Below are 18,488 nucleotides of genomic sequence, written 5' to 3'. Positions count from 1 at the left end.
GGAGAAAAACTGTATTGCATAATAGCGGGAAGCGCTGTAACGCTAATTCACCAGTTAGCACTCAAGAGAAAAAAGCTAATCATGCGTAAAGGCTGCGATCGCACCCATCGGGTAAGGCAATGCTCTGATGGTAGAGTCTGTATTGTATCTGCGATCGCGCTCTGATTAATTATTGGCGACGTGTCTTTTTTGCCAACAAGTGATTCTAAATACCAACTCAATCCCCCCGCATACAACAATTTACTTGGAGTAATGTAGAGTTTTGGTTCAGTAAGTTTAATTTGATTTGCAGGTAAAAAACCTGTTTTTGATTTCCGCTCATCATAACGCCAAACAGCAACTGTACCAACAGCTGCGCCACCAATAGCACCTAAAGGAAGAATAGCACCGCTTTTAGAACAACTGAAAGGGGGACGCAAACTCCGATTAAATAGCTATGCCTACGGTGGTCACTGACTTGTGCCGAGCGCAGTCGTTCGCGGAGCGTCTAGAGAGGTAGCTTTGTCAAAACGCGCCAACGCGCCAATAATAAAATTTTGTCAGCCGGAGACCGAAATATGCTGTTTGTCCAAAGAGAATTTACAGAATTTAGTTTGGAGTAATTTAAGCACGCCATCGGAGTATTTGACCCTTGACAGGGTTCACAAATTCTCGTCCTTGGGCGACAGATCGAGCATACTCCCGCTTTAACTGGTAGTACCACTGCGCTTGCATATCTGAATCCTTAATCAGTCGCAGCACAGGATCATATTTCAGACCAATCTGCTGCTTTTCCACAACCGTCCGGTCTTGACCAATGAAAGTCCGCGCCAAAATATGCAGCAGTGGCTTGAAAAATCCTACCCAAGGAAGTGTCCAGTAAAGAGCAAAAGTTACCTCAGTTTCTGTGTCTGAAATGGGTGTAACTGCCGTTAAATTAACGACTCGATGGTTGCCAATGGTGGTTTCTTCTATTCTGACTCCAGGTAAACGAAAAGAAATCTCCGTTTCCGGCACACCACCGCCAATCAGCCAGTATAATCTACCCCCATTCGCTGGTAATCGGTGTCGTCGCATCGTGAAGCCGTAGGGTGAAGGGTCGAATTGCTTCACTTCTTCATGCAGTTGCTCATTTCGCCACCACCAAGCGCGATGAACATAAGGTGAATGGGCAGGGTCCATCAAACCTACTACTGCATGATCTATAAAACAGGGGAATCTCATCACCTCTACAAACTGGGGCGATGATCGCTCATCAAATCCTGGAATTACCGCAATCTCCATCTCAGAAGCAGGTTGAGGGTTATCGGCATCAGCCATATATATCCAGATATTCCCTTGGGCTTCCCGAATTGTGTATGATTGGACATCGAAGCGACTCAAATCCATCTGCTGTTCTTCCACAAGAGAGGGGATCGCAGTACAGCGCCCAGCCGAGTTAAAGCGCCAACCGTGGTAACAGCATTCCACTTCCTGCCCATCGAATCTACCACAACTCAAGGGGACACCACGATGAGGACAAATGTCTGTCATCGCAGACACTTTGCCATCCTGGTCACGAATTAACAGCACCGGTTCTCCCAAAAAAATGCGGCTGATCATCATACCTGGCTTGATCTGATTACTAGGCAGAGCATAGTACCAAGTATTACGTAATACAAAATTATCGTTATTTTTCATCACTAATTGCGTCTGCCTTTGACACAACGAAAGTCCTGGTTTGCGAAAAGGAAAGTTGAAAACATTCTTTCAGGTTTTTAATTGCTGTAAGTAAATTCAATTGATACACTTTTTCGTCGTGTTTGTAATTATCTCAGATTTAGGTTGCTCTGGGAGGATTGCAGGTTTGAAGTTGCATTATTCGCCAGAAATTTGGACAAATACCGTTCTTTTGCGTGGGCCATCCAACTCAAAAAACAACACAGATTGCCAGGTTCCCAAAGCTAATTTACCATCCACAATGGGAATTATCTCACTAGTGGTCAGCATCATTGCCATTAAGTGAGAGTGAGCATTAATCGGCTCATTTTCCGGGACATCTCTTAAATGCAAGTCATTATGCAAGTAACAGTCTGATTCAGGTGCTAATTTTTGCAAGAACACTTTTATATCTTCTAACAATCTGACTTCATTTTCGTTAATAGCTAAAGCTGTTGTTGTGTGTCGAGAAAATATTAAAACTTGCCCATTTTTAATTGATGTTAAAGCAAGAAAATCTTTTATTTGTGGTGTGATATTATGAATATTAATTTTTGGCTCAGTTTCAATTTCAATTAACTTATTAATAATTGGCATCTGTTCAATTTTCTATTTGGGATTGCAAAGGAGGTACGCCACCACAGTCTAACGCCCTGATAAATTAAATATCAACAGACGCGATTAATCGCGTCTCTACTCCTAACTCATAACTATATTTTGTAACCCTTGCACTAATCTTTCTATACCTTCTTTTGCCGTCTCTTTTTGCAGCGCACCATAGGCAACGCGTAGGTAGCATCCGTCATCCATGCCAAAGGTTGTACCTGGAATGACTGCTACTTTATGTTCCTGGATTAGTCTTTTAACTAACTCCAAAGCATCCATCTGGGTATTAACTTTGAGAAAAAAATAGAAAGCGCCATTGGCGGGTGTAATGCTACATAAACCTTGTAGGCGGTTAAGGGAGTCGAGTACTACTTGCCGCACTTGGGACAACGCACCTATATTACTCTTCAAATACTCCTCTTTTGCCTGCAATGCCCCTAAAGCTGCATATTGAGAAATGACTGGCGGACAAATCAAAATCGTATCCTGCACTTTTTTGACGGCGACAAGTAAGTGTTGGGGAATTACCATGTAGCCAATGCGCCAACTGGCAAAGCCGTATGCTTTGGAAAGGCTAAAGAGAGAAATAGTGTACTCGCTACTATTCCCAAATGCACCAGGGGAAACGTGTTTTACCCCGTTATAGGTAAAGTATTCATAAGCTTCATCGCTAATGTGGTAAATGCCGCGCGTACCACAAATTTGATTTACTTGGCGCAATGCTGCTTCTGAATAGACAACTCCAGTCGGATTATTTGGTGAAATTGTGACTATAGCCCGTGTTTTGGGTGTAATTGCTTGAACGATCGCATCTTTTCGCAGTTGGTAATTTTCATCCGTCGCCACTAACACCGCACGACAACCAGCCATTGCGATCGCCATTTCGTGGTTGAAATAGTACGGCGTATTCAGAATAATTTCATCGCCTGGGTTAGTGATCGCAAGAATGGCATTCATAAATCCCATATTGCTCCCTGCTGTCACAACGATGCAGTTCTCCCCATTGATTTCAATGCCGTTGAAGGCTGACAGTTTTCCTGCAAGGGCTGTCAGCAACGGGGGAATTCCCTCAATTGATTTGTATAAATTATTAGCGGGTTCGGCGAAGAATTTGGCTAAAAATTCTCTGGCTGACGGTGGTGGGTTGTAAGAAACAACACCTTGTCCTAGAGAGATTGTTCCAGGAGAGTTTTTAATCAGTTCCCCAACCACAGGAATAATTGGCGACTGTACCCCCTGCATCCGAGAGGTTAAGGATTCCATATTTCCTTAAGTGACATTGTAAGCCTACACTGACCTTTCCTGCGGAAGGCTACCGCGAACGGTACAGTGTAGGTATTTTACCAAAATGATTAACCGGATTTGCGATCGCCCAAAAATTTAGTCAATCGAAATCTGTTGAGGCCCAGTGGCTTTGCCATTATGTGCGTCTGTTGTGGTGCTGGTGTAATTATTTGAGCGGATCTGTTGATCCAGCCAGCCTTTAACAGGATCGTCTGCCAGATTAAGCCGAAGCACACCAGAGAATAACCCACCCACAAATGAGACTGGATGCTGGATAAATTCTCTGAATAGAGGTGATAATTCATCAATGAACATTTAGAGACTCCTGGCGATGCCGTAAAAAATTATTAGTTCTTAATTGATCGTAACTTGTTCAGCGATATCTGGTCGATGGTAACAAAAAATACAATAGAATGGGAGAATTCTGTCTGACTACTTAGTTTTAAGATTGCAAAATGTAAAGGGAATTATCCGCCTGCCATTCTGTGTGTAAGATAGCGTAGTATACTACATCATGTCCGTAATAGCTAGCATTCTTTTGGTACTTCATCCCTACCTTTTGAATCACCCGCACTGAAGCGATGTTTTCTGGATGAGCGACCGCGACTATCCGATCTAGCTTCACTTCACCAAATCCAAACTTTAAAGTTGCAAGAGATGCTTCAGTTGCCAGTCCCGTGTTCCAATAGGACTTGTCAAACACATAGCCAAGCTCAACTTCCGGTGTATTTTCCAGAAAATCAAGTCCACAACGGCCAATCATTGTACCAGTTTCTTTGTGTATTACTGCCCACATTCCAAAGTTGTGTTGTTGCCATTGTTGGATATGTTTGCTTAAACTTGCCTGGGTTTGTTCCCTTGTTCTTGGCGACAGATACCTCATGATTTCTGCATCGCTGTAGAGGCGAAATAGATAATCAAAGTCGTTTAGAGAGAAGCGCCTTAGTTGCAACCGAGCAGTTTCTATCTCCATAATTACTTGTTTAGCACTAACCAGAATTTTTTTTAATCTTCAGTTTTTGTCCAAAGTCCAAAACTTAAGAAACAATTATTTGAAGTTTCTTCACTGCTTTTTGAATTAGTCGATTACTTTTGGTCGCAATGCTAGGCTGTTTTAGCTGTTGGGGCCTTTTCTCCGGTTCCTTAAGAAAACGATAGTATAAAAACTCATCTCTGTAACAAATGTCGACATCTTCGCCTTGACATAAACGGGCGAAATCACTAGAAGAATAGTTCATGTAGTGAATGCGATGAATTGGTTTTAATTCATCTTGGTTGTACAGGATATTATGAATATTTACAAAACGGTCTGAGTTAGCACAGTTACCTGTTTTGTCTTGACCATTAGGACTGAGGGTAAAATTAAATAAGGCAAGATTTGATTTCCATGTCAAATAATTAAATAAATGTGCATCATCCCACCATGCAGTTAGCCATTCAACTTCTCTATCTTCAATTAATAATTTTTCATATAAATCTAAATCTTTTTCTGGAAATAACCCTGATTTAGAACCAAAAAAATCAGAGCAATGAAGTCTAGGACGGATGTCTTTTTCATAACCAATCTTGGACTTTTCTAAAAGCGGAATATTTAATGGTACTTTTGTGCGTTTTTTAGTGTGTATCCAGTCATCAAACACAAAATCGTATGCGTTTAATTTTTCAAAAATATCATCAACTGGCTTCATTAGAAGGCTGTCAGCATCAGAAAATATAAACCTATCAAAATGCCCGTTAAAAACACACATTTTTCTTTGTAAGTGACCTGATGACCACCAATTACGTGAGATTTTGGAAGTGCTAGCACCTGGATGAACTGCCCAAACTTGGTGAGCAAAGTCTTCCCAGAACTGTATTGTCTCCCAATTCTCAAAAATGCTGACGTTTTTTCTAGACTTGACTTCTTTTTGAACTAAGTCTAATCTCTGATCATAGGGAATAATACAAACAGGAATATCTGGGCTAACATTAACCTCAATACTATTCAACAATGCCACTAATTGATCATAAACGACATCATTTGCAAGTGTATAAATCCCGAAAGATTCCATAAGATAATATCCTGATTTTGATATTTAGTTTATTTGTGACGCTTCTGGCGCGATCGCCCAAGGAAGTTGAGAGATCCTTCCTCACCATAACCCTTATAATTATAAATAGCGCTTTTGGGCAAGTCAATGAATTCCGTGTCTTACGAAATTTTCTTAAAAGCGCCCAATTCCACAATTAATTTCATCATTATTACTTGATGAATATTGATTAAAATTTATGTCAGGCGTTCCCCTCGAAAAAGCTTTAAAATAATTTGTAATGACGCTCTCTACGTTCGCGCAGCGTGTCGCAGACAGACGCTGCGCGTAGCTTGTCCTCCGCAGGAGTACGCAGACTCGCTCTCGGTGACGTTCGCGGGGCGTCTGGTAGAGAAGACAGTAATTCGTAATGAGGCTCTCTACGTTCGCGCAGCGTGTCGTTCGCGGTAGCGTTGCGTAGCAAAGACAGACGCTGCACTTAGTACAAGAGGCTCTGTTACCACGCGAACGCGGACTCATTAACGTAATTAAGTTTTGTAACGGTGATGATTTAGAATAGCTGATAACTCCTGAGTTGCTCAAAATGGAAGCAACTTCATCCAGGTCTTGAGAACTATAGGGTCTTAGTTGCAGTCTTGCGGTTTCTATCTCAGGCATGGTATTAGAGTTGCAGTCCAAATGCTACTTTAAACAAGCGTATTATTTTACAAACATCAATATAATGCTCTTATTATGAGCATGTACCAATTTCTCAAAAAATCTTATACGCAAGACCGTCGCCCTGAAAATGACTGGCGGTTGTTTTTGCGTTTAGTGCCTTACGCCCGCCGTAACAGACGACTGTTAACGCTCTCGTTGTGCCTACTCGTACCGATCGCGCTAGCTAATGCCGTACAACCGTTGTTGATTGGCCAAGTTATCTCCCTGATTCGCAATGAACCAAGCGCTTACGAATTTCTCAGGAATCGCCCCTTGTCGCAAGGGCTAAATATCCTAGAGGGATTATTGGTAATTGCGATCGCAATCCAATTGATGTTGACAATTTTCCAAGGTTATATAGTCCAAAAGCTAGGGCAACAAATCACCGCAGCAATTCGCCAAGACTTATTTCAACATGTGACATCTCTAGCAGTAAGCTTTTTTGACCGCACACCCATAGGTAAATTAATTACCAGAATCACCAGCGATGTGGAAGTGTTAGGCGATGTCTTTTCTACTGGGGCAATTGGCATTGTATCCGATTTTTTTTCGATGCTGGTGATTTTGAGTCTAATGCTTTCGATTCAATGGCAACTCGCTTGCTTACTGCTATTGATGTTGTTCCCAATTACCTGGGTAATTGTTTACATTCAGCAACAGTACCGCAAAGCCAATTACAAAGGGCGGGAAGAACTTTCGATCCTGAATTCACAGCTACAAGAAAATGTAGTTGGGATTAATATCGTGCAGTTGTTCCGTAGAGAAAAATTTAATGCCGAATTGTTTCGTGCCACGAACCAGCGCTACACTCAGCAAATGGATCAAACCATCTTTTATGATTCATTTGTTTCAGCAACCTTAGAATGGATTGGACTGATTGCGATCGCAGGTGTTTTGGTGGTGGGTGGTTCGTTGCTGTTGGAAAAAAACTTGACTTTCGGTAATTTATCTGCATTTATCTTGTATGCCCAGCGATTATTTGACCCTTTAAGGGCTTTTGCGGAAAAATTTACGGTAATTCAAGCTGGTTTCACTGCCATTGAACGCGTAGGCGATATATTAGATGAACCGATCGAAATCCGCGATCGCGCTAATGTCCGTTTCTCAATATTTGATGCTAAATTTGGCTACATAGACGAGATAGTTGCAAATCTAGAATCCCCACAGCTTACTTACCCGCCAGAACTGGGAGAAATTCGCTTTGATCATGTCTGGTTTGCTTACAAAAATGATGATTACGTAATTAAAGACTTAGATTTTACGATTCATCCTGGTGAAAAAGTGGCATTAGTCGGCCCCACAGGTGCGGGTAAAACCTCGATCATCCGTCTATTGTGCCGCCTCTACGAACCCACCCAAGGACGCATTCTCATAGATGGCGTTGATATTCGGGAAGTACCACAGGCAGAACTACGGCGTTACATGGCTGTAATTTTCCAAGAAGGCTTTTTGTTTGCTGGCGATGTTAAAAGCAACATTTCTTTAGGAGATGGCTATACCATTGAACAGATTCAACAAGCAGCAGAGCAAACCAACATTGCCCATTTTATCGAAGAACTACCCCAAGGCTATGATACTCAACTTCGAGAACGGGGTACAAATATTTCTAGTGGTCAAAAGCAACTTTTAGCCTTTGCGCGGGCTGCCATTCGTAATCCCCAAATTTTGGTACTAGATGAAGCTACCGCTAGTTTAGATGTTGGCACAGAAGCTTTAGTTCAAGAGGCATTAAACCAGCTTTTACTCAGACGTACCGCCATTATTATCGCTCACCGCCTGTCTACGATTCGGAATGTAGACCGGATTTTTGTTTTGAAGCGTGGCGAATTAACCGAACAGGGAAGTCATGATCAACTGCTGCGCCAAGGAGGGCTTTATGCCACTTTACATAACTTGCAGATGTTGGGAAGTTAGGATATTTTCAGAATAATCGTAAGTGGAAAATAGCGATCAAGAAAGTTGGACTCCAATTCATACTGAATTCTGACTCCTGAGTTCTGAAAAAATGCAAAACTTCATCCTGTCTCTAGCTTCCCTCTCCAATATATCGGAGAGGGATTGAGGGTGAGCTAAATCAGAGAGATAAATTATATGTTATTTAATTCTGATTCCTTAGAATCTCAAGGTGCGAGAAAAAGTCAAGGTATTATTTAGGTTGAAACGCTGTATACTTCCCTCCTAAACCTTCTACAATCGTGCGTGTATTGGCAATTAACATTCCTTGGTAAGTCTCACCCTCTGTTCCTTTTTCGCCCAAACCATCAGCAAACAATTCTCGGTCTGAAACCTTAACCTTTGCTTCTTTTGCTACAGCCTCTATGAGTTTCGGGTTAATTGTCGCCTCTGCAAAAATCGTCGGAACACCCTCTTTTTTAATATCATTTGCTAGTACGCCTATGCGTGCCGGTGTGGGCGCTTCCTCTGTGCTAATACCAAGTTGCGATAGATAGTATTATTTGCTCAAAAGTTAGTCCAGTAGCGGTCTTGATTCCAAACAAGACTAACTTTGGCAACTTGGTATAATACCCCCTAGCGACCCTTCAAATATTAAAGTAAAGCCTGTATTCATTACTGAATCAGGCAATTGATGTTTTTTACTAAATTTGCACGCAGAACTTCAGTTTAATTACTGAATAGTGAATCCTTCCGGTCTGATCGCATCTTCCAAATCAACCCCCATCAGGTTAACTCCCTGGATGTTTGCATTTGTGAGATTTGTCTTTTCCAAGTCTGCGCCCTGTAGGTTAGCCGTTTGCAGGTTTGCTCCCAGCAGGTTAGCTTTCTCTAGGTCTGCATCAAAAAGGTTTGCTCCCAAAAGGTTTGCTCCCGAAAGGTTGACCTTGCCTAAATCTGCTCCTTGAAAGTTAGCCCCTTGTAGGTTTGTTTGCTGTAAGTTAGCCCTTTCTAAGTCTGCATCTTGTAAGTTAGCACCCTCCAAGTTTGCTGCTTGCAGGTTTGCGTCCTTGAGCGTTGCTCCAGTCAGGTTACACCCGACACATTCATTGGTTTGTAATAAACGTCTAACGTTTGCTGCTACAGACACTATTGGGGATACAACCGGAGATATTACTGGGGAAGTTAAAGACTCCATTGGTGATGTAACCGGAGATATTTCTGGAGCTAGTTTAGATTTGGTAGGTATGGATGGTGTTAGTGTTAAAGCTCTAACGCTGGGCTGGTCAAGCAGAGAAAATCCTGCTATAAGTACCAGAAATACTGCTGTGACGATCCATTGAGTTAATTTTTTGGAATTTGATTGATTCATTGGTTCCTTCCTATGATGATTCCTAGTGGTGTGCTTGCTTTTATAGGAGACATCAATAATGTGCCTTATTCTCACTTTAGATAAATTGATTGATAACAGCAAATATTATATTGATTCAAATTGATAAACTCAAGTGATTAATGTTTTGGGATGGGAAATGATTAGCTGATTTTTTGGTTATATCAGGGACATAGCACCCATCAAGAACATAGTAGCTTCTCCTTAGACATCGCATCCCCAGGTAACAGGTTTTCAGAGCAGGTACCTTCGTAGACATTACCTAATTAGAAAGCATTGCCAGACTAGGTAAAAGTCGATATGTTTCACTTTTAATCAAAATAGACAGTCCCAAGTAAATTAAGACAAACGGGAAGATTTTCCGACCATAGCGAGTTAAAACGGGAGCCATCAGAGGATTACGAGTCAGGTTGTAAGAGAGTAAGCACCACACCCCAACAGTTAAATAGCAAGCACACAGAATTACACCCAAACTTGGAAGATTGCTACTGGCAAACAATGGTACATAAATTCCAATGTTGTTTCCTCCATTGGCAATGGTGACAGCAGAAACGCGGTAGGTTTGCGGATCGCGTATGGTTGCAAATAGTGATTTTTTCTGGCGTCCAGATTTGGTAGCAGAGGTTAAGTCAACTGACACAGCTTGCACTGTCTCTCCCTCTTGTTCTCGACTCATGAGATTACTGATACCAATAGCGACGGGAAGCAAACCTAGCAAACCAATCCAGGTGGTTGGAATAATTAGACCGCCGAAGAAACCAGGGAGACTAGCAAACACTAAGGCAGTGAATCCCAGAAATTCACCGATAACAATATGCTTAGGACGAAAGCTGCGATTGACTTTTCCGAAGAAAGCTGTCAAATATAAATTGTCGTCAAAGGTAGTTGCAAAAGCGACAGAGATTCCAATAATTAATGTACTAATTAGCCAACTCATAATTGTTGCTCACGATAATTCAATGCTGTTTGTCCTAAGTCCTTCTCTGCTCCTCAATGTGAGGGCATAGAAGGAGATTTTGTGACCGTTTTACCTAACGACAACCGATCGAGGTTCGCTAGTCATCAGCCATTTCCCCAGTTTTTAGAGGCATCGCCTCTAATCAAATTGGTGATTTTTATCTCAGCAAGGTACCTTGGGAGCTCATGGACTCAATAATATGGCTTTCAACGAAATAAAAGCAAATACTCTTGTTTCTTAAAAGGATAAATAAAAGTGATTGATAACTTGACTATCTGTTTTGGGTTTCTCCTTCCCATGTTCTGTATCGGAACGAGAGAATACCTAATATTGAGCTATTGTTTGAGAAGCTTTTGTGCGTAGTTTACCGCACTTCTCTTCTTAGGCTGCGCCAACGGCAGGCTACCTCTCGTAGAGACGCTCCGCGTAGCTTGTCCTCCGCCAGGAGTACGACTGCGCTCGGCACAAGTCAGTGACCACCGTAGGTCTTACCCTGAGCCTGTCGTTGGCGTAGCCTCTCGTAGAGAAGGGCATCGCTCTTATTGAATAGATGCTAAGTAGTTTTCTGTAGGTAAATTTTCAGATATTCTTGACCGCTAGCGTTCAACATCGGTTAATATGACTAATCGCGCTCTGGCTTCAGTTGGAAAATTTACAGTAATGTTTGGTATTTAACTTGTAATTATGCTAACCAGTGTTGACCGTTTATTATTTGTCCGGCGAGTCCCGATTTTTAAGGAATTGCGGGATGATTTTATTGTGCGGCTGACTTCAGTAATGAACGAATTGTCATTTCCAGCTAATTACACCATCTTTCGACAGGGAGAAGAAGGGCGATCGCTCTATATTGTGGTATCAGGTCGAGTTAAAGTTCACATTGGGAATAAACAACTTGCAGAGGTGGAACAGGGAAAATACTTCGGGGAGATGGCAGTATTTGATACTCAACCTCGTTCCGCCACCGCAACGACTTTGGAACATTGTGAATTTTTAGAACTGACGCAAGAACAACTTTATGATGCGATCGAAGAAACTCCCGAAATTGCGGTGAATATCATTCGTGAGTTATCCCGTCTGATTCGCAGGTTGAATGACGATATGAATGTAACGAATCCTCCACGAACAAATCCGGGGGTTTTTAGCAGGGAGTGAGAAATAGCGGTTTGCTTCTTGTGGAGGTAGAAAAATATTACTAAGTACAGTTTGGCGTAAGACTGTAGCGTATATAGCAAGCTTTTTGTGCTTTTCTAACTATCGAACTCACGTTAATTTATAGCAACTTATTAAGAATAATATCGACAAAATACCTTATTGGGGTAAGATTTTACAGTTATTTATCACTTTTAACAGATAGATGTGAAATCAATATGAGTATTATTCAAGAACAAGCGACAACTTCTTGTTATGAGAGGTTAGAACGTTCTAAACCTCTAGAAATTCTCGACTCATCCAGCAAAGTTAATAAATGGAATAATAAATGGATCTTAAGCAATATACTTGATAGAGGTCAAGAACATTTTGTTTTTGATGACATGAAATTGCTACTAATAAAGTTCACTGATAACGAATTTCAAGGAACTTTATCCTATTACATTACCTCCAAAGGTTGGAGAACAGGAACAACTCAAATGCCGGGAATACGGATAGTTATAAAGGACTCTAAGGGAATCGGTTTTGCTAACTGGTCTATTGATGATATTCAGGTAAGTTGTGCAGATAATCATCAGTATCGAGAACATCAGGCAAGTTTTAATCTTTATACTTTTGAAACCATTTTTAAAGGTGAAAGAGATATTAATAATGGCAGTGTTTACAAATGTTAGTAAAAGGTAGTTATTTTTTCTTAAACAAGGGTCTGAGTAATATTTTCAGACGACGCATGGCGGCAAAATTGGTGAAATGCTGTACTAAGAGAATCTCTATACGAGGTTACTTGGTGCTAGCTTAAATCGACGTTGTTGAATATGCTACTTTCAGACATTCTTTAAGAAACTGTTGGGGAATTTCTCCACTTTCTCCCCAATGCAGATGAACATAAGAAGCATGAACATTTGCAGGTAAACCCCATCCCTCGCATCCCATATTTTCCTCACAATCATAGCGAGAAGTTTCAAATAGAGGCTCAGTGGGAGTTAAAGTTAAATGGGAACGATGAAACTCATGTCCATAAACAGTTGTATTTGCCTTCACTAACAGATTATCTTGCAAAGCTACTGCACGACGATAGCCCAAAGTTAAACGCCCACCCATTACAGCAGATGTCGGTAAAACTCCCACCATCGACCAAGATTTACTCTCAAAATCGATAATTTGCTCAGACAAATACATCAATCCTCCGCATTCGGCAATTGTAGGCATTCCATTAAGAATTGCTGTTTTTACTGCATCACGAACGCTGTTATTTTCTGCTAATTGCTGGGCAAAAACTTCTGGGAAACCTCCCCCAAAATACATTCCCTGCACATCTTTTGGGATGCCAGCATCTTCTAAGGGACTCCAGAAAACCAGTTCTGCGCCAAGCTGTTGCAGCAAATCGAGATTATCTTGGTAGTAAAAATTAAAAGCGCGATCGCGGGCTACTGCAATCCTGACTGATGACGAGGGAGATGTAGCTTTAGCTTCCCGCAGGGTGGGGGATAAGGGAGAATAGGGAAGCGGTTCGGATTTTAACAAAGGTAATAAGCGTTGCCAATCGAAGCAAGTATCTCCTAAATCGGCGAGGCGATCAATTATAGCGTTGAGTTCGGGAAGTTCTGCTGTGGGTACTAAACCCAAATGGCGATCGGGAATTGTGATGTTATCTTGGCGCCGCAGTACGCCGAGAATAGGCAATTGTAAGGGTTCTAGGGAATCTTTGAGCAGAGAGAGGTGGCGATCGCTCCCGACGCGATTTAATACTACCCCAGCTATTTTAATTCGGGGATCAAAAGAGCAGTAGCCGTGAGCGATCGCAGCTACAGAACCAGATAAACGACTGCAATCAATCACCAACACCACTGGTAAAGCTAAAAGCCGCGCGATGTGTGCAGTACTGGCAAAGTCAGTTAATTTTTGCTTATCTTGCCCATGCCCCATACTTCGGCTTCGCTCAGTACAAGTGCCCCATGCCCCATGCCCAATTCCATCAAATAACCCCATTACCCCTTCTACTAGAGCATATTCACTCAGTTGGCTATGAAGGGCAAAACATTGTTGAACATAAGCTTCCGAAGTCAATACTGGGTCTAAATTGCGACAAGCACGACCAGTTACGTGTTGATGAAACATCGGATCAATGTAGTCTGGGCCTACCTTGAAAGATTGCACCAGGCGATCGCGACGGCGTAAAGATGCTAAAAGGGTGAGCGTGACTGTTGTCTTACCCACTCCACTACGTTCCCCGGCAATGACTAAAGACATAAATAACAATTCAAAATTCAAAAAAAGAATAAACCAGCCAATTAGGGGAGTTAGATTAAAAAAGTCTGTCTAATAATTATACTTAGAGATTAGCCGAGATCGGATAACAATTAGCCACCAGAAGAGGAGTCTTTTATGATAATTGTCCATCATCTTAACAACTCGCGATCGCAGCGTGTGCTGTGGTTGCTCGAAGAATTAGGTATCGAATACGAGATCAAATTCTATGAACGCGATCCAAAGACGATGCTGGCACCAGAGTCGCTGCGCCAAGTCCATCCCCTCGGCAAGTCACCAGTGATTACAGATGCAGACCTGACGATCGCTGAGTCGGGCGCAATCATCGAATACCTAGTTGATCGCTACGGCAATGGTCGGTTAGTTCCAGCATCCGGTACACCGGAGCATCTGCGCTATACATATTGGCTACATTACGCCGAAGGCTCTGCAATGCCATTGCTGGTCATGCAGGTAGTATTGAACAATTTCGGGGCAGGGGACAGCAGTGTAGTTAGCGGATTCATCGCGCCCCAGATCAAACTTCACTTTGACTATATAGAAGGTGAACTCGGTAAAAGTACGTGGTTTGCGGGCGAAGAATTTACCGCCGCCGATATTCAAATGAGTTTTCCCCTGGAACAAATCGCCATGATCCCCAAAGAGGTCGAGAGTCGGACAAAGCTCAAGGAATTTGTCGAGCGTATTCATGCGCGGCCTGCTTACAAACGTGCGCTTGAGCGTGGAGGCACATACGACTTATCCTTTCAATAATTTGGGGAAAGCAACAACAAAAGATATCGGTGAAATTAATTATGCGTTACCTGAAATCCTTGTAGAGACGCGAAATAGGACTCGGCTTCGTCGCGCTGCGCTAACGCATCTCTACATTCTTTTTCACCAAATATATAAAGTATTTGATAACCCAACGCGATGTGCAACTTATTCTTGGAACCCCACTTCCATTCCTCTCCCCCACACGGAGAGAGGCTTTGAATCTTACTCCCCAACGCTAGTAGGGAAGCGGTTGGGGGTTAAGTTTGAGAGAAAGTCGCACACGGCGTAACCCAATAGGCTTGGGTTAAGGCTAAAAACTAAAACTAGTGTAGGTTGGGTATGAGGACCGAAACCCAACATTATCAACCATTTGTTGGGTTTCACTATTGCTCTACCCAACAAAGCTATTTTTCACAAAGCCAAGCGTATTAGGCTAAAACCAAGGAAAATAGAAAAACCCTCCAGATTATTGAAATATCCAAAAATCTAAAGAGCTTGTGTTTGATTTTCCGAATTTTGGTAACTTTTATTCTTTCCAGGGGAAGCTAATTATTTGTTTCCAATTTGAAAATATTCGCTGTCACTCCCAGACTTTCTTCAAAAAGTGACTCACGCCCCCAACGTTGCACCTGCTGACTCAGCAATGCTTCCGCCTTTTGTTCCGAAAGTGAAGTCACTTGTTGAAACAGACCGGCGGATTGGGCACCACCGTGAGTTTCCATCCGCATACAGCCACCAGTTTCCGAGCAAATTACTGTACCACAGTCTGCCTGCGGATTTGTCGAACTGAGGCGCAGGGCAATCAAGTCACCCATAATCTCACCCACATCAGCAAGGGGAACACCCGCTAATTCGGCTTCCACTTGCCGTTGGTCTTTGGCAACGAAGGCAATGCGAGTGATGTCGTAATCTCCGGTTTCCTTTTGATAGGAAACTGGCTGCCATTCTAGACGACTTGCCAGCCAACCCAAAAACAGCAATGCTTGTGCGGGATTGCCTTTTTCGTAATCAATCGTTACTCGGTCAATTTCCTTCAAGGCAGCCCGACGGTGAGGAGAATCGTAGGCTTCAGCTGTTAATTCTTGCCATGCTGAAAGGCGACGCCAGTTTAGGTCAGCTAAGGGAACGCCACTTTCTACCAACTCTTGTAGGTGGAGTAAATCACTTTCTGGCTCGTTAAAGCGGCAAGAATCCACAATAACATTGTTGGATACTGCTGCTAACCGTTTGAATAGACTGTTGTTTGGGTCTGGTGTTGCTTTCCACCAGACAAACTTTGGTAAGCCACCAATTAACAATGCTGGAATCATCCCCCCGATCCGTTCCAAGGCAGCAGCAGTTCCACTGAGAGTTATATATTCGCAGCAGATTAGTGTGCTTGACGATTGCTTTTGGATGGGGCAATAGGCAGAAACTTGAGCCTTAACGCCTTCATCTTCGCCAGCAATGGGAAACAGTGCAATGATGCGGCAGGGGTTGCGGAGGGCGATTTCATCGGCAATTCTGGGGCTTGGGGCATTTAAGCTGGGAATACTAGCAGAACTATTATCCCCTGTAGCCGCGTTTCCTTGACGTTTGGCGAATTCTTCTCTCAAGATAGCCAGGGTTTCAGGTGTTGCTATTCCAGTATGTGGCAGTGCATATTTTCTCTGCACTTGCCGCAGCCCAGCTTCCATCTGAGGCCCTAAAATCCCGTCAAGTGGTCCGTTGTAAAATCCCAAAGTAGCCAAAAGATACTGGGTTTCTTCCGGTTCGTAAACCACTAAGGTAAATGTAGTCGCGCGAGTAGCAGCAGGAAGCCCACCGGTCTCGCCACTAATGCCGTAGCTTTGCCAAATTTGATTCAGTTCCGCATCTAATTCGTTAAGCGAAATATCTTTTGGTGCCTGAAGTGAAAAAATTGTAGACGCTTGGGGAGCCATAAGGAATTTTGGATTTTGGATTTTGGATTTTGGATTTTGGATTTTGGATTTGAGATTTTGGATTAAGAACTGGTAATTTGGTAATTAATAATAGGTAATAGTTTTTCATTTTCCCTATTACCTATTCCAAATTTCGCCCTCCCCAATCTAAACTCTAAAATCTAAAATCTAAAATTTTAGAGTCTGCGCCAGCGACGGCCATCTTGGTTAATTAAGAATTCTGCTTCTGCTGGTTCCCAAGTGCCGGCTTCGTACTGGGGAATAGTATTTGCGTCGGCGGGTGCATCCCAAACGGAAAGGGCTGGCGTTACTACTTGCCAAGCTGCTTCTACTTCGTCCGCACGGGTGAATAATGTTTGATCGCCCATCATACAATCAAGGAATAGGCGATCGTAGGCATCGGATGTTGCTTGGATGCCAAAGGAACCATAACTAAAGTCCATGTCAACGGAACGGGTGCGGAATTCTGCCCCCGGCATTTTCACATCAAAACGCAGGGAAATTCCTTCATTCGGCTGAATCCGCATGGTCAAAATGTTGGCGTTTGTCTGTTGGGCGGCAGATTGGAACATTCGAGACGGAACTTCGCGGAAGTGAATGGAAATCTCACTGACTTTTTTCGGCATCCGCTTTCCGGTACGTAAGTAGAAAGGAACACCTTTCCAGCGCCAGTTATCCACCAAAAACTTCATCGCTACGTAGGTGGGTGTGGTGGAGTTGGGATCAACGCCTGGTTCTGTTCGATACCCCGGCACTGCTTGACCCTTCATCCAGCCAGCACTATACTGCCCGCGTACTGCTGAACCTGAGAGATTGTGAACATCAGCTAAACGAGTAGCTTGAAGTACTTTCACTTTTTCTGTGCGGATGCTGTCGGCATCCATTGCGTTGGGTGCTTCCATCGCCGTTAAACAGTAAAGTTGCATGAGGTGATTTTGCAACATATCCCGTAGTGCGCCGGCACTTTCATAATAACCAGCCCGGTCTTCCACTCCTACGGTTTCTGCGACGGTAATTTGCACATGGTCAACAAAATGACGATTCCACAACGGCTCAAAAATCGCATTGGCAAAGCGAAACACCAGCAAATTCTGGACTGTTTCTTTACCTAAGTAGTGGTCAATGCGATATACTTGGTTTTCTTTGCAAAATTTCTGTACCACTTGGTTAAGACTCTGGGCAGATGCCAAATCCCGACCAAAGGGTTTTTCAACTACTAGACGATGTTTGTAGGGATCTTCTAGCATCCCAGCACTTCCTAGCTGCTTAATCGCTTCGGGAAAGAATGAGGGGGCAACTGAGAGGTAAAACATCCGATTCCCTCGCGTGCCCCGTTTTTCGTCTAATTCACTCAATAAGCTTTTGAGTTTCTGGTAGCCTTCGGGATTGTCTATATCCCCAGGACAGTAGAACAAACCTTGAGAGAAGTCTTTCCAAAGTTCCCCTAAATCGACATCAGGATGTGCCTCTTCCATGCCTTTTTGCATCTGTTCACGGAAGTACTCGTGGCTCCACTCTCGACGTGCCACACCGACAATGGTAGTTTCTTGTGGAATACGCCGTTCTCGCCGCAATTTGTAAAGTGCTGGTACTAGTTTGCGCCAGGTGAGATCACCAGAAGCGCCAAAAATGACTATAATCTGGGGTTCGGGCATCCTTTGTTGTTGCAGACCAACGCGCAAGGGATTTTCTAGCAGACTAACCATAACAATTTTGGATTTTGGATTTTGGATTTTGGATTTTGAGATTGGGCATGGGGCATGGGGCATTGGGCATGGGGCATTGGGCATGGGGCATTGGGCATACACTTTCTTTATTCCCTTGTTCTCCTTGTCTCCCTTGCCCCCTTGTCCCCT

Annotated in this window: 17 protein-coding genes; 4 read left to right on the top strand and 13 right to left on the bottom strand. The window is 43.0% G+C overall.

Going from position 1 to position 18,488, the window contains the following annotated elements; translation table 11 throughout:
- Positions 1–47: 47 nt before the first annotated feature.
- The 7 genes from V7K15_RS06825 to V7K15_RS06795 form a co-directional block, all read right to left on the bottom strand.
- Positions 48–419: a hypothetical protein gene (locus V7K15_RS06825; protein ID WP_334904184.1), complete on the bottom strand. Its 372-nt coding sequence runs from the start codon at positions 417–419 to the stop codon at positions 48–50.
- Positions 420–603: 184 nt separating this feature from the next.
- Positions 604–1,659 carry an aromatic ring-hydroxylating dioxygenase subunit alpha gene (locus V7K15_RS06820; RefSeq protein WP_334904182.1) on the bottom strand — a complete coding sequence of 352 codons (1,056 nt, stop codon included), beginning with the start codon at positions 1,657–1,659 and terminating at the stop codon, positions 604–606.
- A 177-nt stretch (positions 1,660–1,836) separates the two neighbouring features.
- Positions 1,837–2,274 carry a secondary thiamine-phosphate synthase enzyme YjbQ gene (locus V7K15_RS06815; protein WP_334904181.1) on the bottom strand — a complete coding sequence of 146 codons (438 nt, stop codon included), beginning with the start codon at positions 2,272–2,274 and terminating at the stop codon, positions 1,837–1,839.
- Between the two features lie 102 nt (positions 2,275–2,376).
- Positions 2,377–3,546 carry a pyridoxal phosphate-dependent aminotransferase gene (locus tag V7K15_RS06810; RefSeq protein WP_334904179.1) on the bottom strand — a complete coding sequence of 390 codons (1,170 nt, stop codon included), beginning with the start codon at positions 3,544–3,546 and terminating at the stop codon, positions 2,377–2,379.
- A 117-nt stretch (positions 3,547–3,663) separates the two neighbouring features.
- Entirely contained in the window at positions 3,664–3,882 is a 219-nt protein-coding gene (locus V7K15_RS06805) for a hypothetical protein (protein ID WP_334791394.1), read from the bottom strand.
- A gap of 127 nt (positions 3,883–4,009) precedes the next feature.
- The gene (locus V7K15_RS06800) at positions 4,010–4,540 is read right to left on the bottom strand and encodes a GNAT family N-acetyltransferase (RefSeq protein WP_334904177.1); all 531 of its coding nucleotides are present in this window, start codon (positions 4,538–4,540) and stop codon (positions 4,010–4,012) included.
- A gap of 64 nt (positions 4,541–4,604) precedes the next feature.
- Positions 4,605–5,618 carry an Npun_R2821/Npun_R2822 family protein gene (locus V7K15_RS06795; protein ID WP_334904175.1) on the bottom strand — a complete coding sequence of 338 codons (1,014 nt, stop codon included), beginning with the start codon at positions 5,616–5,618 and terminating at the stop codon, positions 4,605–4,607.
- Between the two features lie 711 nt (positions 5,619–6,329).
- On the opposite strand from V7K15_RS06795, the gene V7K15_RS06790 reads away from it, so the two are divergent.
- Positions 6,330–8,210, top strand: coding sequence for an ABC transporter ATP-binding protein (locus V7K15_RS06790; RefSeq protein ID WP_334904173.1), 1,881 nt, complete (start codon positions 6,330–6,332; stop codon positions 8,208–8,210).
- Positions 8,211–8,442: 232 nt separating this feature from the next.
- Here the strand turns inward: V7K15_RS06790 and V7K15_RS06785 are convergent, their stop codons facing one another.
- From V7K15_RS06785 to V7K15_RS06775, 3 genes are all read right to left on the bottom strand, one after another.
- Positions 8,443–8,727 (bottom strand): metal ABC transporter solute-binding protein, Zn/Mn family, encoded by a 285-nt coding sequence (locus V7K15_RS06785; protein ID WP_334904283.1) that lies wholly within the window; start codon positions 8,725–8,727, stop codon positions 8,443–8,445.
- Between the two features lie 195 nt (positions 8,728–8,922).
- On the bottom strand, positions 8,923–9,561 hold the full coding sequence (locus V7K15_RS06780; protein WP_334904171.1) for a pentapeptide repeat-containing protein: 639 nt from the start codon (positions 9,559–9,561) through the stop codon (positions 8,923–8,925).
- 280 nt (positions 9,562–9,841) lie between these two features.
- Positions 9,842–10,516: a cadmium resistance transporter gene (locus tag V7K15_RS06775; protein ID WP_334904169.1), complete on the bottom strand. Its 675-nt coding sequence runs from the start codon at positions 10,514–10,516 to the stop codon at positions 9,842–9,844.
- A 705-nt stretch (positions 10,517–11,221) separates the two neighbouring features.
- On the opposite strand from V7K15_RS06775, the gene V7K15_RS06770 reads away from it, so the two are divergent.
- Positions 11,222–11,689 (top strand): Crp/Fnr family transcriptional regulator, encoded by a 468-nt coding sequence (locus V7K15_RS06770; protein WP_334904167.1) that lies wholly within the window; start codon positions 11,222–11,224, stop codon positions 11,687–11,689.
- Between the two features lie 215 nt (positions 11,690–11,904).
- Entirely contained in the window at positions 11,905–12,360 is a 456-nt protein-coding gene (locus tag V7K15_RS06765) for a hypothetical protein (protein WP_334904165.1), read from the top strand.
- A 121-nt stretch (positions 12,361–12,481) separates the two neighbouring features.
- Here the strand turns inward: V7K15_RS06765 and V7K15_RS06760 are convergent, their stop codons facing one another.
- Positions 12,482–13,936 (bottom strand): cobyrinate a,c-diamide synthase, encoded by a 1,455-nt coding sequence (locus V7K15_RS06760; RefSeq protein WP_334904163.1) that lies wholly within the window; start codon positions 13,934–13,936, stop codon positions 12,482–12,484.
- Positions 13,937–14,071: 135 nt separating this feature from the next.
- Between V7K15_RS06760 and V7K15_RS06755 the strand changes: the two genes are divergently transcribed.
- Positions 14,072–14,707 carry a glutathione S-transferase family protein gene (locus V7K15_RS06755; RefSeq protein ID WP_334904161.1) on the top strand — a complete coding sequence of 212 codons (636 nt, stop codon included), beginning with the start codon at positions 14,072–14,074 and terminating at the stop codon, positions 14,705–14,707.
- Between the two features lie 548 nt (positions 14,708–15,255).
- Here V7K15_RS06755 and opcA read toward each other — a convergent pair.
- Positions 15,256–16,632, bottom strand: a complete 1,377-nt coding sequence (opcA, locus tag V7K15_RS06750; protein WP_334904159.1) for a glucose-6-phosphate dehydrogenase assembly protein OpcA — start codon at positions 16,630–16,632, stop codon at positions 15,256–15,258.
- Positions 16,633–16,808: 176 nt separating this feature from the next.
- Positions 16,809–18,338, bottom strand: coding sequence for a glucose-6-phosphate dehydrogenase (gene zwf, locus V7K15_RS06745; RefSeq protein ID WP_334904281.1), 1,530 nt, complete (start codon positions 18,336–18,338; stop codon positions 16,809–16,811).
- Positions 18,339–18,488 lie beyond the last annotated feature (150 nt).

Origin of the sequence: Nostoc sp. (genome assembly GCF_036919815.1) — a bacterium.
Classification (GTDB): domain Bacteria; phylum Cyanobacteriota; class Cyanobacteriia; order Cyanobacteriales; family Nostocaceae; genus Nostoc.
The sequence above is the reverse complement of the archived record's forward strand: the minus strand, read 5'-3'. Positions and strand labels throughout refer to the sequence as shown.